The organism is Bradyrhizobium manausense (assembly GCF_018131105.1).
Lineage (GTDB): Bacteria > Pseudomonadota > Alphaproteobacteria > Rhizobiales > Xanthobacteraceae > Bradyrhizobium > Bradyrhizobium manausense_B.
The window spans coordinates 3,441,007-3,467,020 of sequence record NZ_JAFCJI010000001.1 but is presented as its reverse complement, the minus strand read 5'-3'; the positions used below and the strand labels follow the sequence as shown (position 1 = coordinate 3,467,020).

Here is a 26,014-nt window from a genome sequence, read left to right as displayed (position 1 = left end):
GGCGCGCTATTCCGCCGCCACCATCTGTTGCGTCCGCCATTGCCCGAGCAAGGCGCGTAGCGAAGCCGGCTTCACCGGCTTGTTCAGCACCGCGATCTTCTCGTCGCGCGCGGCCATCTGCACGGCGGGACTGCGGTCGGCGGTAATCAGGATCGCGGGGATGGTGTCGCCGAATCGGCGGCGAATGTCGCGGATGGCGGCAATGCCGTTGCCACGGTCGAGGTGATAGTCGACGAGCAGCCCGGTGACGCTCCGGCCGGCGGCCTCGATGGCGGTGATCGCCGCTTCGGGATCGGCGACCGCGATCACCTCGGCGTGCCAGGCTTTCAACAGCGTCCGCATGCCGTCGAGGATCGCAGCATCGTTCTCGATGCAGACGATCAGCGCACCCGAGATCGGCGCGCGCGCCAGCGGCGTTGCGCTGGTCACCGCCGCGGTCAGCGTCACCGCCTTCGCCGTCGGCACGGTCACGGCGAACAGCGAGCCGCCGCCGGCATTGGCGTCGATGGCAATGCCGTGGCCGAGCACGCGCGCCAGCCGCTCGACGATCGAGAGTCCCAGGCCCAGACCGCGTGCGATCCGCGCGCCCTGCTCGAGGCGATGGAACTCCTTGAAGATCTCGCCGCGCTTGACCGCAGGAATGCCGACGCCGGTGTCGTACACGCCGATCTTGAGCGAGGCGCCATGGCGCCGGCAGCCGACCAGCACGCGTCCGCGCGGGGTGTATTTGATCGCGTTCGAGATCAGGTTCTGCAACAGCCGCCGCAGCAGCAAGCGGTCCGACTCGACCGGCAGCGAGCAGGGCACGAAAGTGAGATCGAGGCCCTTGGCGCGCGCGATCGGCGCGAACTCGATCTCCAGCGAACGCATCAGATCGGCCATCTTGAAGCTCGAGATCGAGGTCGTCATCGCGCCGGCATCGAGCCTGGAAATGTCCAGCAGCGCGCCGAGGATCTCCTCGATCGCCTGCAACGACTCGTCGATATTCTCGACCAGCCGCGTTTCCTCGCCGCTATGCTGGCGCTCGACCAGGCTCGTGACATAGAGCCGTGCCGCGTTGAGCGGCTGGAGAATATCGTGGCTGGCCGCCGCGAGGAAGCGCGTCTTGGAGATGCTGGCGTCCTCCGCGCTGCTCTTGGCCAGCGCCAGCTCCGAGTTCAGCCGGGTCAGTTCTTCGGTGCGGTCGCGCACGCGCTTTTCCAGCGTCGCATTGGCGCGCTCCAGCGCTTCGGCCGCCTCGAAGCTCGGTGTGACGTCGGTGAAGGTGATGACGAAGCCGCCGCCGGGCATGCGGTTGGTGAGCACCTCGATCACCATGTGGCGTTCCGGCAGGCGTTCGAGATAGGGCTCGCTGTCGGTCGTGTAGGCCACAAGCCGTTGCTCGATCATCGCTTCGCGGTTCGCCTCACCGGCGGGATCGCTTACGCCCATGAATTCGAGAATCTCGCGCAGCGGCGTACCGAACTGGATGAAATGCGGAGGCACGTTGAGGAGATCGCCGAACTGCCGGTTGGAGCAGATCAGCTGCAGATCGGCGTCGAACACCGCGATGCCCTGGCGCACATGGTTGAGCGCGGTCTGAAGGATCTCGCGGTTGAAATGCAGCGCCGCATGGGAATCGTCGAGCAGCTTCAGTGCGGCTCTCGCGGAGACCGTGCGCTTGCGCAGCAGCAGCGACATCACGAGCCGCGAGGACGCAGCCCCGATCGAGGACGCGATCAGGTGCTCGGCGTGCTGCAGCAACTCGAAATCGGCGGGCGCTCCCGATTCCAGCCGCATGTTGCGCCGTGCCGAGAACGCCTCGAACGAATGCCGAGCGCGATCGGGACCGAGATATTGCGCGACCGTGGTCTGGATGTCCTGCACTGTGACGGTGGTGCGCCAGCGGCGGAAATTCGGGGCGATCGGCGCGAGCGTGTTGGGAACGAACAGATCGGCCTGCACCAGCTCGATCGAGGAAGGCCGCCGCGCCAGCGACAGCAGCACATAGGTGAGAATGTTGAGCGAGAGCGACCAGACCACCCCATGCATCAGCGGCGGCAGGTCGGCGCCGAACAGCGCCTGCGGCCGCAGCGCCTCGATGCCGAACGGGCCGTGCTGGAGCAGCAGGATGCCCGCTGTCGAGGTGTCCATGAAACTCGGGATGAACAGCGTGTAGAGCCACACCGCAAAGCCAATCAGCATGCCGCCGATGGCGCCGCGCGCGGTGGCCCGCCGCCACAACAGTCCGCCGAAGAAGCTTGGCGCGAGCTGGGCGATCGCGGCAAAGGACAACAGGCCGATCGCCGCGAGCTGGGTGTTGCCGAGCGCGCGATAGTAGAAATAAGCCATCACCATGATGGCGAAGATCGCGAGCCGCCGCGAGCGCAGCAGGAAGTCGCCGAAATCGGTGGTCCCGGCGCGCCCCTCGGGCCGTCGTTGCAGCACCAGCGGCACCACGAGATCGTTCGAGACCATGATGGAGAGCGCGACGCATTCGACGATCACCATCGCGGTCGCCGCCGACAGGCCGCCGACGAAGACGGCGACGCTGAGAAGGCCTGCGCCGCCCTCCATCGGCAGGGCCAGCACGTACATGTCGGGGTCGACCGCGCCGAAGGGGAACGTGATAAGGCCGGCGAGCGCGATCGGGATCACGAACACGTTGATGGCGACCAGATAGAGCGGAAACAGCCAGCGCGCGCGGCTGACCTCGGCATCCGAGGAATTCTCGACGACGCTGACGTGAAACTGCCGCGGCAGCAGCATGACCGCGCACAGCGACAGCAGCGTCATGGTCAGGAAGTTGCCGATCGACGGCGAATACTCGATGGCACGCACCGCCTCGGGCGTCTTCATCGCGCGCTCGATCAGTTCGTGCGGCGAGAACATCCAGAAGGTGACGAAGATGCCGACAGCGAGGAAGGCGGTCAGCTTGATGGTGGACTCGGTCGCAACCGCGAGCATCAATCCGTGCTGATGCTCGGTGGCGTCGGTCTGCCGCGTGCCGAACAGCACCGCGAAGGCCGCCATCGCCAGCGTCACCATCAGTGCAATGTCGCCGAGGATCGGAATGTGGGAGAATGCCTGATCCTCGCTCAGGATGACCTCGAGCGAGGATGCGACGGCCTTGAGCTGGAGCGCGATGTAAGGCACCGAGCCGATGATCGCGATCAGCGCCACTGTTGCCGCGACCGCCTGGCTCTTGCCGTAGCGGGCGCCGATAAAGTCGGCGATCGAGGTGATGTTGTGAGCTTTCGCGAGCTGGATCACGCGACGGAGTACGCCGGCGCCAAGCCCGATCATCAGGATCGGGCCGACATAGATCGCGAGGAAGTCGGTCGAGGTGCGGGTGGCGAAGCCGACAGAGCCGAAGAAGGTCCAGGAGGTGCAGTAGATCGCCAGCGACAGCGGATAGATCAGCCCGGACGCACGGCCGCGTCCGGCCGGCGAGCGGCGGTCGCCGTGGCTCGCCACCAGGAACAGGAAGCCGATATAGCCGAAAGCGGCAGCGATCACGCCCCAGTCGTGCAGCATGGCGAGCGTGCTTCTCCCTGGGCGCACCGGCGCCCGATCTCATTTTCTCTGCAATTCTAGCGCGTTAACGGGGCGCAAGCGACAGCGAAATGTCGGGAAGGGGGCGGGAACTGGGGTCGTCGTTAAGCTGCTCGCCTGAACGTGGTCCCGGCGAAAGCCCGGACGACGGGATCACTCCGCCGCCAGCGACTTCTCGCTCAGCGGCAGGCCGAGGCGATCCCAGACCTGCAGCAGGGCTTCGGCGAGCTGATCGATCAGGCCGTCGTCATGATACGGCGAGGGCGTGATGCGCAGGCGCTCGGTGCCCTTGGCGACCGTGGGATAGTTGATCGGCTGGATGTAGATGCCGTGCTCTTCGAGCAGAAGGTCCGAGGCCTGCTTGCACTTCTCGGGATCGCCGACGAACAGCGGCACGATGTGGGTATCGTTCGACATCACGGGCAGGCCTGCGGCGTTGAGGATCGCCTTGGTGCGGGCGGCGCGGTCCTGGTGGCGCTCACGCTCCCAGCTCGAGGTCTTCAGATGCTTGATTGCGGCGGTCGCGGCCGAGCAGATCGCCGGCGGCAGCGCGGTGGTGAAGATGAAGCCCGGGGCATAGGAGCGCACGGCGTCGATGATGTGGCCGTTGCCGGCGATGTAGCCGCCGAGGCAGCCGAACGCCTTCGCGAGCGTGCCTTCGAGAATGTCGATGCGATGCATGACGCCATCACGCTCGGCAATGCCGCCGCCGCGCGGGCCGTACATGCCGACGGCATGAACCTCGTCGACATAGGTCATCGCGCCATACTTCTCGGCGAGATCGCAGATCCTGGCGAGCGGGGCGACGTCGCCATCCATGGAATAGAGGCTCTCGCAGGCGATCAGCTTCGGCCGGTTCGGGCCCGCTGCCTTCAGCAGTGCTTCGAGATCGGCGAGATCGTTGTGGCGGAACACCTGACGCTCGCAGCCGGACTGGCGGATGCCTTCGATCATCGAATTGTGGTTGAGCTCGTCCGACAGGATCAGGCAGTTCGGGATCAGCTTCGCGATGGTCGCGATGCCGGTCTGGTTCGAGACGTAGCCCGAGGTGAACAGCAGTGCGGCTTCCTTGCCGTGGAGATCAGCGAGCTCGGTCTCGAGTTGCACCAGCGGATGATGCGTGCCGGCGATGTTGCGGGTGCCGCCTGCGCCGGTGCCGACGCGGGTCGCGGTCTCGACCATGGCGCCGACCACTTTCGGGTGCTGGCCCATGCCGAGATAATCGTTGGAACACCAGATCACGACGTCGCGCTTGCCCTTGGGCGAATGCCAGACCGCATGCGGGAACCGGCCGGCCGTGCGCTCCAGATCGGCGAACACGCGGTAGCGGCGCTCGGTATGGAGGCGATCGAGGGCGGAATTGAAGAACTCGGCGTAATCCATCGGTGCAACCTGGGACGGAACGGACCAAAAGGGCGCATATCCTTAGAGCTATTCCAGCTCCAATGTCTATGCGCTATCCCACATTTGGCGGCGCAGGGCATTTGGGCAAAATGCCCTATCGTGCGAATTGAAACTTGATCCCGATCAAGTTCGCGCGACCTGAAATGCTGCTCTGCACCGTGTTCCGAAGCGCCGGCTCAACCGGCGCTTGCGTTCACGTCGTCCTGAACTGCAACACGCCGTCCTTGGTCTCCGCCGTCAGCCGGCCCTCGACGATCATGTAGTTGACGTGAGCAACGAGCTCGCCGGCGGCAAAACCCATCTGGTGCTCGTCCAGCACATGCTTGTTGAACACGACAGGCACCAACGCGCGCGACGTTTGCGGCACCTCGCGGCAGGCTTCCGCGATCAGGCGGCAGCGCTCCTCATGGTGATCGGCGAGCTGCTTGATGCGGGTCTTCAATCCGTAGAACGGCACACCATGACCGGGCAGCACCAGGAGATCATAGGGCAGCGTAGTCGTGAGGCTCGCGAGCGAGGCGAGATATTCGCCGAGCGAATTCTGGTCGGGCTCGACCGCCCATACGCTGACGTTCGGCGAGATCCTGCTCAGCACCTGGTCGGCGGAGAGGAACAGCTTGTCGTCGGCGCAATACAGCATCACCTGGTCGAGCGCGTGGCCGCCGCCGGTGATCACCTTGAAGCGGCGCGTGCCGATCACGACGTCGTCGCCGTGCGAGATGCGGCGATAGGACGGCGGCAGCACCGAGACACGCTTGAGATAATCCTGGCCGCGACCGAGCAGCTTTTCGGTGAGCGACTCGTCCATGCCATGACGACGGAAGAATTGCCGTTGCGCCTCGCGCCGCTCCTCCGTGCCGCGGTTCTGGTGATAGACCGATTGCAGATATTCGACCTGCGACATCACCAGCGGGCAGTTGAACCGCTCGACGATCCAGCCCGCGAGACCGACATGGTCGGGGTGCGAATGCGTGACGATCAGGCGGGTGATGTTGACGCCCTTCAGCGGGCCTTCGAACAGCTTGGTCCAGGCCTCGATCGTCTCCTCGTTGCCGAAGCCGGCATCGACCATCGCATAGCCGTCGCCATCGGCGAGCAAATAGATGTTCACATGGTTGAGGCGGAACGGCAGCTTCAGCCGCGCCCACAGCACGCCGGGGCGCACCTCAACGACCTCTTCGGGGCCGGGATGCTGCTCCCAGGGATAGCGCAGAGCCTCGGCCGAGGACTGCACGGTGTCGGTTTTTGCGTTCATGCTACCGGCTTAAACCCAGCGCGGGCGGGGCGCCAGCCGAAAAAGAACGCGGCATGGCCGTCATACCGGGCGTATTTTCCGTAGCCCGGATGGAGCGCCATCCGGGCTACGGGGCGACGACTTACGCCGCCCGCATGTTGTTGAGGAATGCGTCGATTTCCCCGCGCAGCATGTCGGCCTCGCGGCGGAGCGCATCGGAGGCACCGAGCACTTCGCTCGCCGCGGCACCCGCCTCGGCCGAAGCGGTGGAGACGCCGACGATGTTGCTCGAGACCTCGCTGGTGCCGCCGGCCGCATGCTGGATGTTGCGGGCGATCTCACGCGTCGCTGCACCCTGTTCCTCGACGGCAGCCGCGATCGTGGTGGTGACGTCGTTGATCTCGCCGATGATGCGGCCGATGCCCTGGATGGCGCCGACGGCCGAGGTCGTGACCTGCTGCATGCTGGCGATCTGGGTGCGGATCTCTTCCGTCGCCTTCGCGGTCTGGCTGGCGAGGCTCTTCACTTCGGACGCGACCACTGCAAAGCCGCGGCCGGCTTCGCCCGCACGGGCCGCCTCGATGGTGGCGTTGAGCGCAAGCAGATTGGTCTGGGAGGCGATGGTCTGGATCAGGTCGACGACGACGCTGATGCGGCTCGCGCTGTCGGCAAGGCTCTGCACCGTGGTGTCGGTGGCGCCGGCCTCGTCGACCGCCTTTTTGGCGATCGCCGCGGAGGTGACGACCTGCTTGCTGATCTCCTCGATCGAGGACGACAGCTGCTCGGTGCCCGACGACACGGTCTGCACGTTGACCGAGGTTTCCTCGGCGGCAGAAGCAACCGCGTTCACCAGCGCGTTGGACTGGTCTGCGGTGGTCGACATGCTTTGCGCGGTCGACTGCATCGAATTGGCCGATTGCGCGAGATTGTCGAGTGCGGTCCGTACGGTGCCTTCGAACTCCGCGATCTTCGCTTCCATGTGAGCGGCACGTTCCGCCTTGGCGACACGATCCTTGTCCTGCTCGCCCGCGAGCGCGCGGGCTTCGACCATGCTGTCGCGGAACACCGTCAGCGTCTCCTTCATCGCGCCGATCTCGTCGTTCTGACGGGAGCGGACGATCTCGGTGTCGAGGTCGCCGGCAGAGAGCAGCTGCATGGCGCGCTGAAGCTCGCGGATACGGCGCAGGATGTTGCGGCCGACATAGAGCCAAACGAACAGCGCCGACCCGATCAAGGTGAGGCCGCCTAGCGCAAGCATGGCCATCGTGGCGAGCGAGATCTCCTGACGGGCCTGGAAGGTCGACGTGTTGGTCTCCTTCTGCACACCGTCGACGAGCGCCTGAACGCTGATGCCGAGGCCGACATTGAGCTTGCGGGTCTCATCCAGAATGGTCTGACCGTAGTCGATGGAGTCGAGCTCCTTCTGGCGGATCTTGAACACGCCGTTCTTGCCCTCGCCAAAGGCGAACAGCTTCTGCACGGCGTCGCGCACGGCCTGCATCGAGGAAATGTTCGGGAGGTCCTCGAGGTTGGACTTGACGCGGTCGCGGGTCGTCTTGAATTCCTTCTCGATCGCCTCGAGCGTGTCGCTGCTGTTGGCGGAGAGCGCCGCCATCATGTCGGCGGCCATCAGATTGCCGTTGGCGGAGACGGTCGAGACCTGGGAGACGGTGCGGGCAGCTTCGGTGGCGTCATCGGCCGACACTTCCGCAGCACCAAGGATCGCGTTGAGGCGCGTCTGCGCGTCCAGCATGGCCGGGCCGGCGGCACCGACGAAGGAGAGCTGGGCCTTGCGCAGCGCTTCATACTGCTTTTCGTGGAGCGCGCCGGTGTCGAGACGTTCGCGTGCCGCCGAAACCAGGCTCTGCGTGGCGTCGTCGATGCTCTTGGCGGTGTCGCGGAGCGCGTTCGCGGTCTGCTGGTCGGCGCCGAGCTCGATGATTTCGCCGAGCTTGGCCATCGCGAGCTGCTGGATGTTCTTCACGTTCTTGGTGCGCTCGTTCAGCGCATCGTCACTGGGCGAGGCGAGCAGGCCCGGACCCTGCGCCGCGAGCGTCGCGCTCTGCGAGGCGAGCTGAAGGCTGGCGGAGAGGCGCGGGATGTCGCGGCCGCTCAGATCCATCATGGTCGAGCCGAGATGCTTGAACACGAAGCCGGCACCGCCTGCGATCACGAGGCCCATGCCCGCGATCACGGCGAACGCCGCGAACAGGCTGCCGCGCAGACCCCATTTCGGCATCTTGAAACGAGGTTTGAAACGGCCGACGCTCAGACGGATTGCCATCGAAATTCCCCCACACCCGTAATCCTCGCGGCGGAGTATCCTTGGCGCGGGTTAAAAAATCGCAAGTTGCACAAATGCTTGGCAGTTCCGCAGGGCGAAAAAAGAAAGGGCCGGCATTGCTGCCGGCCCTTGATGGCGACGAGAGTTTCCAGACGAAATCAGTACCGCGCGGCGACCGGGGTAGCCCAGTTGAAGCGGTAGTTGACGCCGGCCTTGAAGGTATGGTCGTCGGTGGTGAAATTGCCGGTGCCGACCAGCGGACCCGCAGTGAAGTGCGCGTCGCCGAAATTGTAGTACTGGTACTCGGCCTTGGCCGACCAGTTCGGCGCGAACATGTATTCGAGGCCGGCGCCGACGGTGTAGCCGTTGCGATGGTCGCCATCGATGATGAAGGCATTCGGAACGCCACCGACGGTGACCTTCTCGTTGTTGTCCGAATAGGCGTAGCCGCCCTTCACGTAGAGCAGGCCCGGGCCCCAGGTGTAGCCGACGCGGCCGGTGATCGAACCGAGGCCGCGCTGATCGTTGGTGTAGGTGCCGCCCGGGAAAACCGCGCCGACACTGCCGGAGAGCCAGGAATACTGGGCTTCGGCGCCGACCAGGAAGTTCGGGTGGAACTGCCAGTCCGCACCGGCCTGCAAGCCGCCGAGGAAACGGCCGTTGCCGTTGTTGCCGGTGGAGAGGCCGCTGAAATTGTTGTCGCTGGAGAACGCGCCGCCGAGATGCGCACCGATGTAGAAGCCGGTCCAGTTGTAGATCGGCGCGGCATAGGCCGGCGCCTTGTTGTAATAGGGGCGGGCGCCGAGATCGGCACCGATCGCCGGCGCTGCTGCGCCCACCACGAACAGCGCAACGGTCGCAAACAGAATCTTCTTCATCGTCTTGAACTCCAACACTAAGGTCCCCGGCGGGCGCGCAGTCGGCGCCGCGTTGGTTTTGCAGATAGCTCGCTTTTGACGAAAATGCTGTCACATGCATGGCACAACAGCGCCCAACCTAACTTATTGGGCCGTAAATGATTTTCGTGCTTAATGGTGGCTTAAGAAGTGGTGAAGGAAGGCTTAATTCGAGAGCGTCGCGGTAACTTGCGCGCGCGTTCCGTTAACCAAGGCGGCGCCGCACCTCGTCGCGCATCTGGGCGCGGAAGGCTGCGCGCTTTGCGGGCCGATCTTCCTCGCGCACATCATGGCGATCGAAGACGTCGAACTTCTCCAGGATCGGATAGCGCTCGCTTGCCATGGCCAGCACGCGCAGCACCTTGGTCGCAGCGATGGTCGGGCCGCGCACTTCCCAGCGCCGGATCGTGTCGGCGCCGCCTTGCTCCGGCAATGCACACAGCTTCGCCATGTCGGCCGCGGTGAGCTTGCGCTCGATGGCGTCGGAGAGGTCGTCGCGGAGTTGCTTCAGTTCGGGGCCGGTCATGCTGCTCGCGTCCAGGGGGTCGCTGAAAGCAATCCACTAGCGCTGATTCGGGTCCATCCGAAGGCGGGATCGCGCGCAGCGGCGCCACAGCGCGCTCCGGCACATTTCAGCGCACACGGAGTTATGAACGAGAGCCTATGGGAATTCTCCGACGAATGACCACATGGCTCACCGGGCCCGCCGCAAACAAAGGGATCAGCGATGACAACGACCAGACTCATCATTGCCGCGCTCGTCACGACCGGATTGGCGTTGGCGCCCCTCGCGGCTGAAGCGAAGAAGTATCGGTCGCATAGATCCCACAGCACGGGCCTGCCGGCTCCGTCCTATGGAAGCCCCGGGGTGACCGCGGTGCAGCCGAGGCCGGCTTACGGGTCGTCGGGACAGACGGTCGGCACCGTCACGGCGCCGTCGGTCGGCACATATAATTGGCCGTCGGTCGGTGTCACCAATTCGGCGCCGACCTGGAGCAATACAAATCCGCGGTGAGATCAGGCCTGACTGTGCCGCGCCTTAGCCTTCCGCGCCGCCGATCGGGAACACCAGGCAGGTGGTCGTCGCATGCGCGATCAGCCGGCCTTTTGCATCGGTGATGCGCGCTTCGGCGGTGGCGACGCGGCGGCCGGCGTTGAGCACGCGGCCTTCGGTGCGAATCGTGCCGCTGGCTTCGCTCATGCCGCGAACGAAGGAGATCTTGAATTCCAGCGTGGTGTAGCCGGTGCCCGCGGGCAGGGTGGTCTGCACGGCAAGCCCCATCGCGGAATCCAGCAGGATCGCGGCGTAGCCTCCATGAACAGAGCCGATCGGGTTGTAGTGACGCAGGCCCGGCACGCTGTGGATCACGACGGTACCCGGGTCGGCCGAGCAGTCGAACGGCTCGACCGTCTGCATGATCGGCGGCTCCGGCAATCGTCGCGAGAAGATCGCGCGGACGAAATCGAGCCCCGTCATCGATGCCATTTTCTCAACGGATACGACGCCGTATTCGACCGTCCGCGGGCTGGAATTGTCATCCACCATCGCTCGTCCTTGTCCTATAAGATGATGAGAATCATATGATGTGAAGCGTGTCGGAGTCAAAAGGCGGGTTTTGGTCGCGTTCAGTGCGTTGCGGTCGCGAGGCCGGAGAGCAGGTAGAGTGCGACCAGCAGGGTCGCGACCGACAGCATCGTCGTGACCGAGACCGTGGCCGCGACCAGCTTCTCCTCGACCTTGTGCTCGTGGGCCAGCACGTAAACGGTTTTTGCGGTCGGCACGGCGGCGCAGATAACGGCGGCGACGGTGTAGAGCGGATTGAGGCCGGTGACGAGGCAGAGGCCGTAGACGATCAGCGGCATCACCACCAGCTTCACGGCAGCGAGTGCGAACGATGTCCCGAGACTGGATCGCAAGCCCTGGACAGACAGACCGAGCCCGATGGCAAACAGCGCGCAGGGCGTGAGCGCCGCGGCGATCATGTTCAGGTAGGCAGCAACGGCTGCCGGAATTGGCAGGCCCGTGATCGCCCAGACGAGGCCGATGAGCGTGGACAGCACCATCGGATTGAGCAGGATCTGCTTTGCGAGGCCGGCGGAATGCGCGGGCCCGCGCGCGTCGCGTTCGAGCAGAATGACCGTGATCGGAAACATCACGGCCGCGACGAACACCGTTGCCACCGCGGCCGGCAGGACGGCGGGCTGCCCGTAGATGGCGTGCAGGATCGGCAGCGCCACGAAGCCGGTATTGGTCATCGCCGCCGCCATGCCCTGGATCGTGCTGCTGGCGAGATCGCGCTTCCCGCCTGCGCGGACGGTCAGGAAGACCAGCGCGAAGCAGATGAGTGAGCCGCCGCCGAAGGCGAGCAGGAAGCGCCATTCCAGGAGATTGCGGGCAGGCTCCTGCGCGATCGTGACGATCAGCAGCGCCGGCATCGCGACGTTGTAGGCGAAATGCACCAGCGCGTCGGCGAGCGAGCGGGAGAGATAGCCTGATGCCCCGGCGAGCCACCCGGTGACGATGATCGCGAATACGGGAAGTACGAGGCTGGCAACCTCCATCCGGTGTCCCCCTGCGCCAGGCAATATCGCCATTCTAGCTTGGCGATGCCTGCTCGTCACGGTTCAACCGGATCGCGCCGCCCTCGAAAGGCCGGCCTCGCGCGTTAAATTCCCCGGCCGTTCTGCTGACCGATCACGCAGCGCCAGGCTGCCAGGCGCTCGGCCGGATGCTGGTTCATCCATTCAGCGAGCTGCGGCGCGCCCATCAGGCAGGACTGTACCGAGACCTGCGCAAAGTCGGAGCTGGTGACGAGTTGCTCGTGACAATTGGACGGAGAGGCGAGGCTGCAGAGGACGGCGATGATCTTGATCATGCGAGGTTGCCCCTGTCGCCCTGGCGCGCGTTGGCTCCGCTTGTCTGCTCGCCCGCCGGATCAGCCGACGGAAAAATGCTGTCATAGATCGCGCGCGCTTCCTGGATGAGGCGAATGCGCTCGCGCTCGGACTTCGAGATAAACTGAATAACCTGGCCCATGTCGGCCTCCAAAATAGATGGCGATCCATCATCAGATGATGGAAATCATTCCATCAACATGTGGGGTGCCGGCTTCGGCTTTGCAGCCGTGCAGGCGGTCACAGGAGATAAAAAGCCTGTGAGCGATCCGTTCCTAGCGGACCGGGATACCGAAGCGTGACGCGTCTCACGCAGCAGCTCTTTCCGGTCCCGGAACCTCGCCAGCAACTGGCGCGTGCAGGATTGCCTGGGATGAAAAGCACACGATTGTCCGCCGTATCACGGCATTGCCAAGAACTCCGTCATTGCGAGCGCAGCAAAACAATCCAGAGTCTCTCCGCGGCGGGATCTCGATTGCTTCGCTGCGCTCGCAATGACGGGCGCCGAACGAAGGTGGCGCCATCTGGCGTGGCGTGCCAGATTGGCTCTCGATTGTAATTGAGAACCAGAGCAGGCCGGCATGAGCGATCAACCATTTCCGGGTCCGAATCTCCGCCCTTTGAATTTGCAATTGGGCGCGCAGACCATCGCGGGATTTGAAAGCGCCGGTACGGGACGCCCGATCCTGCTGGTCCACGGCAATTCCTCCTCGTCGCGAATCTGGCAGAAGCAGTTGCAGGGGCCGCTCGGTGCCAAGTTCCGCGTGATCGCGATTGATCTCCCTGGCCATGGCGCCTCTTCGCCGCCGCCCAATCCGGAGAAGGATTATTCCGGCCATGGTTATGCAGCGGCGATTGCCGCTGCCGCCCGCGCGCTCGATCTCACGAGCGCCACCGTCGTCGGCTGGAGTCTGGGCGGGCATGCGGTGCTCAACGCGGCCGCATCGCTGCCGATGGCGGCACGGCTGATGATCTTCGGGACGCCGCCGATCGGCAGCGGGCCTGCGGGCTTTGCCGGCTTCAAGAACCTGTCGCCCACCGCCTTCACGGCCGCGCCGACCGAGGCGCAGATCGAGGAATGGATGCACACGGCTTTCGCGCCGGGCTATGCGCCGATTCCCGGCTTCGTGGGGGACGATTTCCGCGGGACCGACGGCAACGCGCGCGCCTGCCTCGGTGCCGCCGCGCAAAGCGGCGGTCTCGCCGACGAAACCGAAATCGTGCGCAATCTGAAGATTCCGATCGCGATCGTGCAAGGCGCGGAGGAGCAAATCGTCGATCTCGGCTATCTCCAGCGCCTGGCCGCCCCGACCTTGTGGCGCAGTGCGGTTCAGGTCGTCGCAGGCGCCGGCCACTCCACGCAATGGGAGAAGCCGGAGGCCTTCAACGCCCTGCTCGACGCGTTCGCGTCGGGTGAGTGACTTTCCTCAGTTCAGCCCCGCTCGCCGAAATCCTTCCAGATAGTGTTCGCGATCCGCATCGTTCGCCCATGGCAGCTGCGTCGCGATCCAGTCGAGCGAGATGTTGGGCTGGGTGCGGCGGAGCTCGCCCAGCGCCATGTCCGCAAGCGCGACGTCGCCGATCATTCCGGCGGAGACGGCGAGCACGCGATAGGCGCCGGTGAGCTCGCCGCGATGGCGGATCGCCTCCCGCGCGAGCGCGATGGCCTCGTCATAGTGCCGCTCGGTAAAGCGCGCATAGCCGGCGATGCCGTAATAGATCGCCAGTGACGGATCGCGCGGCGAAAGTCTGATCGCCTTTTGCGCGGCCTCGAACGAATCGGAGGATCGCCCGGCATAAGACAGCGCCAGCGCGTAATAGCCCTGCGCCAGCGAAAAGTTGGGATTGAGCGCGAGCGCCTGCTCGAACTCGGACAGCGCATCCGTAAGCCGGCTCGTCGAGAAGCAGACGCTGCCGAGTGCGGCATGAGCCCAGGCATTCTCATGGTCGCAGCGCATCGCGGCGAGCGCGGCATTCTCGGCGATCGGCGCTGTCGTGGCGAGCTCAGCCCAGCCCAGATGCACGCCGAACATGTGGCTTGCCGCCAACACCGCCAGCGCCTGGCCGTACTCAGGATCGATCGCGATCGCGCGCTCGAGCAGCTTCTGCGCCGCTGCGTGGTCCTGCGGCGTGATCCGCCAGTAGTGCGACAGCGCCTGCATCAAGAGGTCCCAGGCATCCAGGCTCGCTGGCGGCTTGCGATGCGTGCGAAAATTTTCCGCGGCGTGGATCTGCGGCTCGATCGCCGCGACGATCCGCTCGGTGATCTCGTCCTGCACCGCGAACACGTCGACCAGCTCGCGGTCGTATCGCTCGGCCCAGAGATGGCCGCCGGTGGTGGCGTCGTTGAGCTGGGCGGTGATGCGCACGCGGTTGTCCACCTTGCGGACGCTGCCCTCGACGATGTAGCGCACGCCGAGCTCGTCGGCGATCTGCTTGATGTGAACCGCTCGGCCCTTGTAGGTGAACGAAGAGTTGCGGGCGATCACGATGAACCAGCGCTGCTTCGACAGCGCGGTGAGGATGTCCTCGCTGATGCCGTCACCGAAATAGTCCTGGGCGGGGTCGCCGCTCATGTTCTCGAAGGCGAGCACGGCGATGCCGGGGCGGTCCGACACGATTCGTGGGGAGTTGGGCGCAGCTTCTGCCGGCGCTGGCTTTGCGGCCGCCTCTTCCCTGACGTCGCCGACGAAACGAAAGCCCTTGCGCGGGATCGTCTTGATCAGCCGCTGCGTCGCGCCGTCGTCGCCGAGCGCCTTGCGCGCGGCATTGATCCGGCTGTTCAGCGCCGAATCCGAGACGATGCGGTCGCTCCAGATCTGGCTGATCAGATCGTCCTTGGTAACGACGCGGGTGCGTTCCGCGACGAGGTAAAGCAGCAGATCGAACACCTGCGGCTGCAGCGGCACGGTCGTCCCGGCGCAGGTCAGTTCGCGCAGGTCGCCGTCGAGCACGTTGTTTTCAAAGAGAAATCGCACGTTTTTGTCGTCTCAAGCAAAAATCAAAGTCGTCTCAGGCGAAAATCAACCGTCCGCGAAAGTCTTCGCCCGTCCGGTCCGGCATGGTGCACAGACCAAACAGTGCCGATGCCTCGGCACAACGGAGCTTTCTATGACCCAACTCGATCATCAAATTCATTCCATTGGCCCGGAGGTTACGGGCTCGCGTATTTTCAAGTTCATCGCCTTTCTGTACGGAATTGCGGCGTATCTCGTGTTTTTCGTCACCATTCTCTACGCCATCGGATTCGTGATGGGGCTGGTGGTGCCGAAGACCATCGATACCGGAGCCGACACGCCGACCGCCGAAGCAGTGATCATCAATCTGCTGCTGATGACGCTGTTCGCCGTTCAACACAGCGTGATGGCGCGCCAGCGCTTCAAGGCGTGGTGGACGCAGTTCGTCCCCAAGCCGGTCGAGCGCTCGACCTATGTGCTGTTCGCGAGCCTGTCATTGCTCCTCCTGTTCTGGCAGTGGCGTCCGTTGCCGTCGGTCGTATGGGACGTCGATAGCCCCGATCTTGCCGTGACGCTGGTCACGCTCTCCTTCGCGGGCTGGGTGCTGGTGTTCACCTCGACCTTCATCATCAATCATTTCGAATTGTTCGGACTGCATCAGGTGACCAACCATCTCGTCGGCAAGGAGGCCGAGCCGCCGCGGTTCAAGACGCCGCTGCTCTACAAATTCGTCCGCCACCCGATCTATCTCGGCTTCATCATCGCCTTCTGGGCGGCACCGATCATGACCGCAGGCCATCTGCTGTTTGCGGCCGTGACAACGGCCTACATCTTCATCGGCATCGCCCTGGAGGAGCACGATCTCGTCGATCTTTTCGGCGACGAATATCGGCAGTACAAACAACGGGTGTCGATGCTCATTCCCTGGCGCCGGTCAGTCTAGCCGCCGCATTCTCTGTCGCGCATCCGCCGAACGGAGGATGCGCGACTGGCCTCATTTGCAATCCAGGAATTCTAATCCAGTATCTTGATCCCAGTCCATCTCAGGAGAACCAAGATGAAACATGTCGGACACTGCTTCTGCGGCGCGGTCACGATCGAGGTCACAGGCGAGCCGGCGGCGATGGGCTACTGCCATTGCCGTTCCTGCCGTTCGTGGTCGGGCGGTCCGGTGAACGCGTTCAGCCTGTGGAAGCCGGAGGCCGTGCGCATCACCGAAGGCGCCCAGAATGTGGAGACCTTTGCCAAGACGCCGATGAGCCAACGCAAATATTGCAAGAAGTGCGGCGGTCATCTCATGACCAACCATCCACCGCTCGATCTGATCGACGTGTTCACGGCGACGATTCCGACGCTTGCCTTCACGCCCGGCGTCCACGTCAACTATTCCGAGACCGTGCTGCCGATGCGCGACGGCTTGCCCAAGCTGAAGGATTTTCCCGCCGAGTTCGGGGGCAGCGGCGAGATGATACAGGAGTGAGGCTCTGCACTTCCTTCTCCCACAAGGGGATAGGGTGCACCGACAATGTGGCGAGCCTAACTCATGCCCGCGCGCCGAAATCCTTCGAGATAATGCGCGCGGTCCTCTTCGCGCAGCATCGGCAGCTCGCGGTTGAGCCAGGCGAGCGAGATGCCGGGCTGGGTACGGCGCAAGCCTTCGAGCGCGGAAGCCGAGAGCACGGAGTCGCCGGACATGCCGGCGGCGGCCGTCAGCACGCGATGCGCGCCGACGAAATCGCCCCGCTGTCGCATTGATTCCCGTGCCATCTGTATGGACTCTTCGTAATTGCGGCCGATGAACTGCGCATAGGCCGCAACACCGCAATAGATCCCCGCGAGCGGATCGCGTGGGCTGAGCCGGAGCGCGCGGCGCGCCGCGGCATCACCGTCCTGCCATCGTCCGGCGTAGCACAGCGTGACGCCGTAGAAGGCGTGCGCCATCGCGAAATTCGGGTTGAGCGTCAGCGCCAGCTCGAATTCGGCCAGCGCGTCGACGAAACGGCGGCGGAATAGATAGGTATAGGCGAGGCCGTGATGAGCCCAGGCATCGTCGCGATCAGCCTCCACCGCGGCAAGTGCCGCGGCTTCTGCGATGGGGACGGTCGCGCTCATGTCGGCCCAGCCCATATGCGCGCCGAATATATGGCTTGTTGCGAGCAGGCCCAGCGCCTTGCCATAGGCGGGATCGATCGCAATGGCCTGCTCGAGCAGCGCCTGCGCCGATGCATTGTCCTCGTGCGTGATGCGCCAGTAATGCGACAGCGCGCGCATCACGAAATCCCAGGCGTCGAGGCTGCCCGGCGGCTTCTGCTGGGCGCGAAAGCTCTCGGCCGCGTAGAGCTGCGGCTCGATCGCGGCGACAATGGCTTCGGTGATCTCGTCCTGCACGGCAAAGATGTCGGCAAGCTCGCGGTCGTAGCGCTCGGCCCAGAGATGGCCGCCGGTCGAGACGTCGTTGAGCTGAGCCGAGATGCGCACGCGATCACCGCTGCGTCGCACGCTGCCCTCGAGCACGTAGCGGACTCCGAGCTCGCGCGCGATCTCGTTGAGATGCACGGCGCGGCCCTTGTAGACGAAGGAGGAGTTGCGGGCGACGACGAAGAACCAGCGCAGCTTCGACAACGCGGTGATGATGTCTTCGCTGATGCCGTCGGAGAAATAGTCCTGCTCGCGGTCGCCGCTCATATTGGTGAACGGCAGCACGGCGATCGCAGGCCGGTCGGGCAGCGCAGGCGTCGCGTGCGACACCGTGACGCTGTGGCGCGGTTCCACCGCTGCGCTTCCGGACTTGGTCTCGACATTGCCGACGAAGCGAAAGCCTTTTCGCGCGATGGTACGGATCAGCAACTGGTTCGCGCCGCTGTCGCCGATGGCCTTGCGCGCCGCGTTGATCCGGCTGGTCAAGGTCGATTCCGAGACGCTGCGGCCGTGCCAGATCTTGTCGATCAGCTCGTCCTTGCTGACGACCCGGTCGCGGTTTTCCATGAGATGGACGACGAGGTCGAAGACCTGCGGTTCCACGGAAACGGGAACCTGCTCGCGGCTCAGCTCGCGCAAGTCGGTGTCGAGAAGATGGTCCCGGAACAGAAACTGCACGTCGAAAACTCAGGCCTCATAAAGACTTCAGGCAATGATGAAATCAAAATGGATTTCGACTTGAAGTCTGTGAGTCCATCGGGAGGTCGATCCGGTTCACAGCGACATCCGGATGGCTGCCATGCCATTTCCGCGGAGGAATGCAACCTGAATTAGAATGTGGCGATCCTGGTCAGATTGTCGCGGCACCCGAGCAGTGTCCGGATGCCGCGGCAGAGCATCAGGGGCAGGGATGGCGCCTGCCGTCGTTCCCGAGGTACAGGCCCGTGTTCGGATTGTAGGATCTGTAGCGCTCCATGCAGTATTGGATGTCGCCTTCCGGCGGCGGTGCGTAGCCGGCGGGCGGCGGCGGATAGGCGGGCCCATAATAATAAGGTGAGCCGTAATAAGAGGGCGCGGCGACGGCGCCCCCGATGATTGCACCGGCCGCAAGTCCGCCGACGAACGCGCCGCCGCCCCAGCCCCAGCCGCGATGTCCGTACCAGCGCACCTGCTCGATCTGGCCGGGTGCAGATGGCGTCATCGCGCGTGGCTGGCCGACCGGCGCCGCCGATGCCGCGGTCAATGTCGCAGCCGACAGGCCCGCCAGCAGACAGGCGCCGGCAACGAAGCGAAACGATTTCAACATTGAGCTCTCCTCGTCATGCGGCGGCATTCGCGCCGCGTGACAAGTGATAAGGCAAGTGCGGAAGTGCGCTGAATTAAAGTTTGGACAGGAACGCAGCCGCCGTCATTGCGAACGCAGCGAAGCAATCCAGTGTCTTTCCGCAGCGGCAGTCTGGATTGCTTCGCTGCGCTCGCAATGACGGGTTGAGGGAGCTTGCGATATCGCGTCGGGCGGCGCCGAACGCGCCGCCGAACATGTGTCCAACCATGATTGTCCATTGCCGAACCTTGCGGCCCGCGTAAGCTGTCCACACACATCACAACAGCCGCAAAGAAACGCCCATGCCCGCTTTTCCCGCTTCGACCACCGTGCTCGACTCCATGCTGTTCCGCGATGCCTTCGGCACGCCTGCGATGCGCGAGGTGTTTTCCGATGTCGCGATGGTCGCACGCTACGCGGAGGTCGAGGTGGCGCTGGCAAGGGCGGAGGCGCGGTGCGGCGTGATTCCGCAGGACGCCGCTGAGCAGATCGCGGTGCGGACTGATGTCACGGCGTTCGACTTCGAATTGCTGCGGCAGGAGACCGATATCGTTGGCTATCCGATCCTGCCGCTGGTGCATCAGATGGTGAAGCAGTGCGGCGAGGCCGGCCGCTACGTGCATTGGGGTGCGACTACGCAGGACATCATGGACACCGCCGTGGTGCTGCAATTGCGCGCTGCCTTCGAGATCATCGAACGCGATATCGCCGAGCTCCGCAAAATCCTCGCCGATCTCTCGCGGCGTCATCGCGACACGCCGATGGCGGGCCGCACCCATCTCCAGCAGGCGCTGCCGGTGACGTTCGGCTACAAGACGGCGATCTGGCTCGCGATGTTCGACCGCCATGCCGAGCGTCTCGCACAATTGAAGCCGCGCTTGCTGGTCGGCCAGTTCGCCGGCGCGGCCGGCACCCTGGCCTCGCTCGGCGACAAGGGTTTTGAGGTGCAGGAGGCGCTCTGCGCGGAGTTGAAGCTCGGCGTTCCCGCCTCGACCTGGCACGTCGCACGCGATGGATTCGCGGAAGCGGTGAATTTCCTGGCGCTCGTTACCGGCTCGCTCGGCAAGATCGCGCTCGATATCATGATCATGGCCTCAACCGAGTTCGCCGAACTCTACGAGCCTTTCGTCAAGGGACGCGGCGCCTCCTCGACCATGCCGCAGAAGCGCAACCCGATCTCCTCGGAACTGATGCTTGCCGCAAGCAAAGCGGTGCGCCAGCAGGCGGGCTTGATGCTGGACGCCATGGTGCAGGATTTCGAGCGCGCCACCGGTCCGTGGCACGCCGAATGGATGGCGATTCCCGAAAGCTTCGTGCTGACCGCCGGCGCGCTGCACCAGGCCAGGTTTGCGCTCGGCGGCCTCATCGTGGACGAGACCAAGATGAACGACAATCTTGCCCTTAGTCGCGGCCTGATTGTGGCCGAAGCGGTGATGATGGGGCTGGCGCCGCAGATCGGGCGGCAGGATGCGCATGACGTGGTTTATGACGCCTGCAGGCTCGCCAACGAGAAGGGCATCAGCCTCGCAGATGCGCTGTCAGCCGACACCCGTGTCTCGAGCCGGATCGATCGTGCCACGATCGAGGCCCTCACTTCACCGAAAAATTACCTCGGCCTTGCGCCTGCCATGGTCGACCGGGTGCTGAAATCGGCAACGCGTTGAAAACCAAACCGCGTGAAACTCCGTATCTTTCAGGGAGTGCAAGGCGCTCGCACACTTGTGTCGCGCGATGCTAGACTTAGATTGAATGGCAGACTTTCGGCAGAGGACCCGGCATGACTGATCACCGCAATACTTCCACGTCCATCGATCCCGTGAAACTCGACCGGCTGGCCGAGGTGGCGGTGAAGGTGGGATTGGGCTTGCGACCGGGACAGGACCTTCTGTTGACGGCGCCGGCGATCGCGCTGCCGCTGGTGCGCCGGATCGCCGCGCATGCCTACAAGGCCGGCGCCGGCATCGTGACGCCTGTTCTCTCCGACGAGGAGATGACGCTGGCGCGCTATCGCTACGGCCACGACAACAGTTTCGATCGCGCCGCCAACTGGCTCTACGAAGGCATGGCGAAGGCGTTCTCGGACAACACTGCGCGGCTCGCCATCGTCGGCGACAATCCGATGCTGCTGTCGGGCGAGGATCCGTCCAAGGTTGCGCGCGCCAGCAAGGCAAATTCCATGGCCTATCAGCCGGCGCTGGAAAAGATCGTCAATTTCGACACCAACTGGAACATCATCGCCTATCCTACCCCATCCTGGGCGAAGCAGGTCTTCCCGGATGATTCCGAAGAGGTTGCGATCGGCAAGCTCGCGGACGCCATCTTTGCGGCGTCCCGCGTCGACCGCGAGGATGCGATGGCCAATTGGGCGAGCCACAATGCGGTGCTGCGCGAGCGCACCAATTGGCTGAACGGCCAGCGGTTCCGCGCGCTGCAGTACAACGGGCCGGGTGTCGATCTCACCATCGGGCTGGCCGACGGTCATGAATGGGAAGGCGGGGCCTCGTCCGCCAAGAACGGCATCAGCTGCAACGCCAACATCCCGACCGAAGAGGTCTTTACCACGCCGCATTGCCGGCGGGTCTATGGTCATGTCGTGAGCTCGAAGCCACTGTCCTACCAGGGCACGCTGATCGACAACATCGCGGTGCGTTTCGAGGACGGCCGTATCGTCGATGCCAGGGCCTCGCGCGGCGCGGAAGTGCTGAACAAGGTGCTCGACACCGACGAGGGCGCACGCCGGCTCGGCGAAGTGGCGCTGGTGCCGCATTCCTCGCCGATCTCGCAGAGCGGGCTGTTGTTCTACAACACGTTGTTCGACGAGAATGCGGCGTCCCACATCGCGCTCGGCCAGTGCTATTCGAAGTGCTTCGTCAACGGTGCCCAGCTCACGCCGCAGCAGATCGCCGCGCAAGGCGGCAACCAGAGCCTGATCCATATCGACTGGATGATCGGCTCGGCCGAGACCGACATCGACGGTATTCTGGCCGACGGCAGCAAGGTGCCGGTGTTCCGCAAGGGCGAGTGGGCGAAGTAATTCCTTCTCGCTACGCCGCCGCGTTGCGCAGCATCGGGTTGTTGTCGATGCTGAAGCGGTTGAACAGTGTCGTGAACGGGCTGCCGTCGGTGGCCCGCACGATGGCGCCGGACGCCGCGACCGCCTCGTAGAGCGCGCTGACCGGATCGTGCGGCTCCGGCATGTCCAGGCGCATGCGGATTTCCTCTCTCGCCTCGTTGACCTCGTCCTCCTCGTCGAGTGTCGCCTCTAGCGCATCTGCCGCGCGCCGCATCTGCTCGAGATCGCCGCCGGCGGAGAATTTGAGGATGTCCAGCCAATAGGGGCGGGCAACGACCAGCTGGACGAATGCCTCGAAGCTTTCGGCGATAATCCCGGCGCGACCTTCCGATGAGACGTAGAGGACATTCCGCGCGGGCAGCAGCACGAAGGCGCCGCCGGAACCGTCGCTGCCGAGCTGCCGGGGGCTTTCGACGCCGTCGATGGTGAACCAGCGCTCCTCGTCCGGCGCAAACGAGACGCCGAGGCTGCCGAGCCAGGCGACGACCTCGCCTTGGGCTGTCAGAACCTCTGGGGTGAGGGGCATCGCTGGGGCTCCTTCCGGGTCGCTTCGCGCACTTTGTCGCACCCCGGAAAAGATGGGTTCATGTGCGCGAATTTGCGGGCAAATCGCGACGTTATCAGCTTCGCGTCTGCAACTTCCGGCTGATTGTCGGGGCCTGCGTAAGAAAGAATTAAAAGCCGGCGACTAGCGTTCCGACATCTTTCGAAACAATCCGGGCCTGGACCCGGCCATTGATATTATATCCCCCGGGGAAGAAGATGTCGCGCTCGTTGGTTGAAATCGCAAGTTGCAATGTGGATCTGGAGCTGCGGCCGATCGAGCCGGCCTGGATCATCGAGGGTAACCCGGTTTCGCGCTCCCACATCCTCTCGACCAGTTCGGACGGCACCTCTTCGACCATCATCTGGTCCTGCACCGAAGGCCGTTTCAACTGGTACTATGATTTCGACGAGACGATCATGATCCTGGAAGGATCGATCGTGCTGGAGAGCGACGGCCTCCCGTCGAAGCGCTATGGCGTCGGCGACGTCATCTTCTTCCGCGACGGTGCGCATGCCAAATGGCACGTCGAAGGTCACGTCAAGAAGATCGCCTTCTGCCGCAAGACCAACCCGGCGGTGATCGGCTTCATGGTCCGCGTCGTCAACAAGCTGAAGCGGATGTTCCTCTCGGCCGGCGAACGCCGTCCTGCCACCCTCATGGGGGCCGGTTAGCAGCATGACGCGGAAAAGTGTGCAGCGGTTTTCCGACCAGGTCATGCTCACACAATAATTTTTACGGACGCTTCCCAGCGGCCACGACGGAAGAGGGGCAGGGACCAACATCCCGGCCCCTCTTTCGCGTCAGGCCGGTAGTTCGAGCCGGTAGAAGTCGGTTGCCGTTTGCGAGAACAGCGCCGTCTTCTCCGCGTCGCTCAGAGGAGCTGCGATGCGCTTGAAGGCGTTGAAGATCACCTGGTAGCTGCACTGGCCCTTGTCCGGCGGGAAGTTGCTTTCGAACATCGCGCGCTTCGGCCCGAATGCCTCGATGCAGGTCTCGACATAGGGCCTCCACGCCGCGGCCAGTTCTTCGGATGACGGCGGCCTCTCGCGCAGATGGAAGTCGTAGCCGAGCAGGCACATTGCGAGCCCGCCGAGCTTCACCACCACGTTCTCGCAACTGGCGATCTGCCGGATCGAGGCGCGCCACTGCGGAAACACCTCTTCGCGCCGTCCGGCAAAGCGGCCGACACCGGCCGGTCCGCCGCAATGGTCGAGCACGATTTTCGTGTCGGGGAAGGCGCGCGCGAGTTCCGTCAGCTCGCCGATCTGCGGATGGAACAGCCAGGCATCGAAGCTGAGGCCCAGTGGCGCGAGGCAGGCGAAGCCCTTGCGGAAGGTCGGATCCCGCAACAACTCCTTGGGCCGGTTGGCGTACATGCCGGCGACCACGGGATCCTGGTCCCAGGCGGAGGAATGCCGGATGCCGCGGAAGCGGCCGTTGCCGGCGGCGATCTCCGCTTCCAGCACCGGCTTCGCGGCATCGCCGAGCAGCAGGTTCGCGTGGCTGACGATGCCGGCGCAGATCGCGGCCTTGCCGTAACCGCCGCTCGCGCTCATCGCAGCGACGCCGTTGGCGAACTCGACCTCGCCGACGGGCTTGAATGCCTCGGGCCCGTGGGCGCGGTACATCGAGCGGCAATCGACATAGACGGTCGCGATGACGTTGTGGCCGGAAGCGATGTCGGCGGCCATCTCCTCGATCAGGTAGCGCTGGCCGCGATTCCAGAGATGATGATGCGGATCGACGATCGGCCTGAGGGGATCGATGATCTCTTCCTGATATTGCGCGAGCCAGTCCTCGCGTGGTTCGACGAATAGCCCGCTGGTGTTGGCGGGCAGACCGCTTGCAGCCATCGAATTTCGCTCCCTCTGTTCTTGTGGCGGGAGCGTAGCACCTCGTCTCGTCACGCGGCAGCGCGCCTTGCGCAACGGCGCCCTCCGTCGCGAGCACGGCGGCGTTGCCGTCAGCCCTTGCGCCGCGTCGCCCTCACGTCGACCGCCAGCCGCCAGTCGGCAGCCGTGGCGGGCTTGACCTCGCCGAGCCAGTGAAAGGAATCATCCGTGATTTCAACAAAACTCCAGCGCGTGAGGTCACCGGCTTCCGTGGTGCCTTCCTGCACGATGTCATCGCCGCGCGGGCGGCCAATCTGCTGGCGGAATACACTGCGTCCGGGATCGAACCAGGAAATCCGCCACGCGGAAATGGAGGGATCGTAGACCCGCAGTGTCGTGCCGTACCAATTGCCGGCGATTGGAAAGGCCGGGTTGCCCGCGGGGCGGGGTATCATCCAGACATCCTGGACGGCGCGTCCTTCCAGCACCCAGCCGAAATGGATCTCGCCGGGTGCATTGTGTTTCGTTCCGTCGGGTCCATGGGCGGTGATTTCGGCGTCCCAATCGCCGACGAAGCGGCCATAGAGCTGAAGCGCCGCCGCGTGCTCGGGGTTGGGTCCATCCGCGTGCAACAATCTCTTGAAGTCGGTCATATCGATCTCCTGTTGCAGAAGATCAGCACGAACCGCCGGCGGCCGACTTGGAGAAAATTGCCGTCAGACGCCGTCGAGGATGATCACCGTCGGTGTCGTCGGCAGCGTATCCCGCGATATCCGCAGGGAGCGCTCGGTGCGGCGGTCGATCTCGAACTGCTGGCCGATCCGGCGCATGAACTCGTCGAGCGGGGTGGCGAAGCGGTGCATTGGCAGCACCACGGAGGCGCGCAGCCGCCTGGTGATCTCGGAGACGCCGTCGAGCGACATGGTGTAGGTGCCGTCGATCGGTACCATCACGATGTCGAGTCGCCCGATCTGGGCGAAATGGCTGTCGTCGAGCTTGTGGTGCAAATGGCCGAGATGGCCGATGCAGAGGCCCGCGACCTCGAAGATGAAGATCGAATTGCCGTCGCGGATCATGTCGGCGCCGGAATCGTCGCCGAAGTAGCGGCGGATGTCGGTCGTGACGTTGCGGATGAAAGTGTCGCCGATGCGCTCCGACACGATGGCCGGCTTTCCGTCCTCGCCCCAGCCATGCAGCACATGGGGAATGCGCTTGTCGGGATTGAGAGAATAGTGCGTGCTGTGTGCCCGGTTCATGGTGACGACGTCAGGCAATCGCCCGACCTGATAGGCACCGCTGTAGTCGGTCGCGATGCGCACCCCGCCCGGCGTGTCGATGAAATAGGTGGAGTGGCCGGCATAGGTGATTTCGACCTCGGCCGTGGCGGCCGCCTGGCGGAAGACAGCCGGCATCGCGCGGGGCGCGGCGTTCGCCATCGCCAGGCATTCGCTGCGCTGAGGCGGCTGCTGGGCGAGGGCAGGTGAGAGACATGTGCTCAACAGCACAAATGCCGCCGAAACTATTCGCCACATGGCCAGTCCCCGATGACGTCGGGGAAAGTCTAGCGTGCGACGCGGCGCCTGGCCAACGGGCTGAGATCAACAGCGCGTCAATGC

25 protein-coding genes are annotated in these 26,014 nt (G+C 64.3%); 8 read left to right on the top strand and 17 right to left on the bottom strand.

All coding sequences use genetic code 11. The features are described 5' to 3' along the window. Window positions 1-6: 6 nt before the first annotated feature. The 6 genes from JQ631_RS16570 to JQ631_RS16545 all read right to left on the bottom strand — a co-directional run bounded on the left by JQ631_RS16570 (window position 7) and on the right by JQ631_RS16545 (window position 9,878). Entirely contained in the window at window positions 7-3,516 is a 3,510-nt protein-coding gene (locus JQ631_RS16570) for a PAS domain-containing hybrid sensor histidine kinase/response regulator (protein ID WP_212327689.1), read from the bottom strand. A gap of 171 nt (window positions 3,517-3,687) precedes the next feature. Next, window positions 3,688-4,917: a 5-aminolevulinate synthase gene (gene hemA / locus JQ631_RS16565; protein ID WP_212327687.1), complete on the bottom strand. Its 1,230-nt coding sequence runs from the start codon at window positions 4,915-4,917 to the stop codon at window positions 3,688-3,690. A 214-nt stretch (window positions 4,918-5,131) separates the two neighbouring features. After that, window positions 5,132-6,193 carry an MBL fold metallo-hydrolase gene (locus JQ631_RS16560; protein ID WP_212327685.1) on the bottom strand — a complete coding sequence of 354 codons (1,062 nt, stop codon included), beginning with the start codon at window positions 6,191-6,193 and terminating at the stop codon, window positions 5,132-5,134. A 121-nt stretch (window positions 6,194-6,314) separates the two neighbouring features. Continuing rightward, complete coding sequence (locus JQ631_RS16555; protein WP_212327683.1) at window positions 6,315-8,456, bottom strand: methyl-accepting chemotaxis protein; 2,142 nt, start codon at window positions 8,454-8,456, stop codon at window positions 6,315-6,317. A 158-nt stretch (window positions 8,457-8,614) separates the two neighbouring features. Then, window positions 8,615-9,334: an outer membrane protein gene (locus JQ631_RS16550; RefSeq protein WP_212327681.1), complete on the bottom strand. Its 720-nt coding sequence runs from the start codon at window positions 9,332-9,334 to the stop codon at window positions 8,615-8,617. Between the two features lie 223 nt (window positions 9,335-9,557). Then, on the bottom strand, window positions 9,558-9,878 hold the full coding sequence (locus tag JQ631_RS16545; protein WP_212327679.1) for a hypothetical protein: 321 nt from the start codon (window positions 9,876-9,878) through the stop codon (window positions 9,558-9,560). 201 nt (window positions 9,879-10,079) lie between these two features. Here JQ631_RS16545 and JQ631_RS16540 point away from each other — a divergent pair, with 201 nt between their 5' ends. Then, window positions 10,080-10,367, top strand: coding sequence for a hypothetical protein (locus JQ631_RS16540; RefSeq protein WP_212327677.1), 288 nt, complete (start codon window positions 10,080-10,082; stop codon window positions 10,365-10,367). 24 nt (window positions 10,368-10,391) lie between these two features. On the opposite strand, the gene JQ631_RS16535 is transcribed toward JQ631_RS16540, so the two are convergent. From JQ631_RS16535 to JQ631_RS16520, 4 genes are all read right to left on the bottom strand, one after another. Then, window positions 10,392-10,898 (bottom strand): PaaI family thioesterase, encoded by a 507-nt coding sequence (locus JQ631_RS16535; protein WP_212327675.1) that lies wholly within the window; start codon window positions 10,896-10,898, stop codon window positions 10,392-10,394. An 80-nt stretch (window positions 10,899-10,978) separates the two neighbouring features. Beyond that, a complete protein-coding gene (locus JQ631_RS16530) occupies window positions 10,979-11,914 on the bottom strand; it encodes an AEC family transporter (RefSeq protein ID WP_212327673.1) in 936 nt (311 codons plus the stop codon). Between the two features lie 104 nt (window positions 11,915-12,018). After that, a complete protein-coding gene (locus JQ631_RS16525; protein WP_212327671.1) occupies window positions 12,019-12,228 on the bottom strand; it encodes a hypothetical protein in 210 nt (69 codons plus the stop codon). Further along, window positions 12,225-12,389: a hypothetical protein gene (locus JQ631_RS16520; RefSeq protein ID WP_212327670.1), complete on the bottom strand. Its 165-nt coding sequence runs from the start codon at window positions 12,387-12,389 to the stop codon at window positions 12,225-12,227. Before JQ631_RS16520 ends, JQ631_RS16525 begins: the two co-directional genes overlap by 4 nt. Here JQ631_RS16520 and JQ631_RS16515 point away from each other — a divergent pair. Further along, window positions 12,388-12,549 carry a hypothetical protein gene (locus JQ631_RS16515; protein WP_212327669.1) on the top strand — a complete coding sequence of 54 codons (162 nt, stop codon included), beginning with the start codon at window positions 12,388-12,390 and terminating at the stop codon, window positions 12,547-12,549. The two genes, JQ631_RS16520 and JQ631_RS16515, sit on opposite strands and share 2 nt — an antisense overlap. Window positions 12,550-12,828: 279 nt before the next feature. Further along, window positions 12,829-13,668 (top strand): alpha/beta fold hydrolase, encoded by an 840-nt coding sequence (locus JQ631_RS16510; RefSeq protein WP_212327668.1) that lies wholly within the window; start codon window positions 12,829-12,831, stop codon window positions 13,666-13,668. A 6-nt stretch (window positions 13,669-13,674) separates the two neighbouring features. Here the strand turns inward: JQ631_RS16510 and JQ631_RS16505 are convergent, their stop codons facing one another. Next, complete coding sequence (locus tag JQ631_RS16505; RefSeq protein WP_212327667.1) at window positions 13,675-15,225, bottom strand: winged helix-turn-helix domain-containing tetratricopeptide repeat protein; 1,551 nt, start codon at window positions 15,223-15,225, stop codon at window positions 13,675-13,677. A 133-nt stretch (window positions 15,226-15,358) separates the two neighbouring features. Between JQ631_RS16505 and mddA the strand changes: the two genes are divergently transcribed. Together mddA and JQ631_RS16495 are read left to right on the top strand one after the other, a co-directional pair. Beyond that, a complete protein-coding gene (mddA, locus tag JQ631_RS16500; RefSeq protein ID WP_212327666.1) occupies window positions 15,359-16,147 on the top strand; it encodes a methanethiol S-methyltransferase in 789 nt (262 codons plus the stop codon). A 114-nt stretch (window positions 16,148-16,261) separates the two neighbouring features. Continuing rightward, window positions 16,262-16,684: a GFA family protein gene (locus tag JQ631_RS16495; RefSeq protein ID WP_212327665.1), complete on the top strand. Its 423-nt coding sequence runs from the start codon at window positions 16,262-16,264 to the stop codon at window positions 16,682-16,684. 56 nt (window positions 16,685-16,740) lie between these two features. Here the strand turns inward: JQ631_RS16495 and JQ631_RS16490 are convergent, their stop codons facing one another. Beyond that, window positions 16,741-18,300 carry a winged helix-turn-helix domain-containing protein gene (locus JQ631_RS16490; RefSeq protein WP_212327663.1) on the bottom strand — a complete coding sequence of 520 codons (1,560 nt, stop codon included), beginning with the start codon at window positions 18,298-18,300 and terminating at the stop codon, window positions 16,741-16,743. Between the two features lie 220 nt (window positions 18,301-18,520). Further along, window positions 18,521-18,928: a BA14K family protein gene (locus tag JQ631_RS16485; RefSeq protein WP_212327661.1), complete on the bottom strand. Its 408-nt coding sequence runs from the start codon at window positions 18,926-18,928 to the stop codon at window positions 18,521-18,523. A gap of 320 nt (window positions 18,929-19,248) precedes the next feature. Between JQ631_RS16485 and pcaB the strand changes: the two genes are divergently transcribed. Next, window positions 19,249-20,610, top strand: a complete 1,362-nt coding sequence (pcaB, locus tag JQ631_RS16480) for a 3-carboxy-cis,cis-muconate cycloisomerase (protein WP_212327659.1) — start codon at window positions 19,249-19,251, stop codon at window positions 20,608-20,610. Between the two features lie 113 nt (window positions 20,611-20,723). Further along, window positions 20,724-21,980, top strand: coding sequence for an aminopeptidase (locus JQ631_RS16475; RefSeq protein WP_212327657.1), 1,257 nt, complete (start codon window positions 20,724-20,726; stop codon window positions 21,978-21,980). A gap of 10 nt (window positions 21,981-21,990) precedes the next feature. On the opposite strand, the gene JQ631_RS16470 is transcribed toward JQ631_RS16475, so the two are convergent. After that, window positions 21,991-22,545: a hypothetical protein gene (locus JQ631_RS16470; RefSeq protein ID WP_212327656.1), complete on the bottom strand. Its 555-nt coding sequence runs from the start codon at window positions 22,543-22,545 to the stop codon at window positions 21,991-21,993. Window positions 22,546-22,781: 236 nt separating this feature from the next. Between JQ631_RS16470 and JQ631_RS16465 the strand changes: the two genes are divergently transcribed. Beyond that, window positions 22,782-23,237, top strand: coding sequence for a cupin domain-containing protein (locus JQ631_RS16465; RefSeq protein ID WP_212327654.1), 456 nt, complete (start codon window positions 22,782-22,784; stop codon window positions 23,235-23,237). Window positions 23,238-23,366: 129 nt separating this feature from the next. Here JQ631_RS16465 and JQ631_RS16460 read toward each other — a convergent pair whose 3' ends face one another. From JQ631_RS16460 to JQ631_RS16450, 3 genes are all read right to left on the bottom strand, one after another. Beyond that, the gene (locus JQ631_RS16460) at window positions 23,367-24,419 is read right to left on the bottom strand and encodes an amidohydrolase family protein (RefSeq protein ID WP_212327652.1); all 1,053 of its coding nucleotides are present in this window, start codon (window positions 24,417-24,419) and stop codon (window positions 23,367-23,369) included. 110 nt (window positions 24,420-24,529) lie between these two features. Further along, window positions 24,530-25,051 carry a hypothetical protein gene (locus JQ631_RS16455; protein ID WP_212327650.1) on the bottom strand — a complete coding sequence of 174 codons (522 nt, stop codon included), beginning with the start codon at window positions 25,049-25,051 and terminating at the stop codon, window positions 24,530-24,532. A 63-nt stretch (window positions 25,052-25,114) separates the two neighbouring features. Next, window positions 25,115-25,930, bottom strand: a complete 816-nt coding sequence (locus JQ631_RS16450) for an MBL fold metallo-hydrolase (protein ID WP_212327648.1) — start codon at window positions 25,928-25,930, stop codon at window positions 25,115-25,117. Window positions 25,931-26,014: the final 84 nt, after the last annotated feature.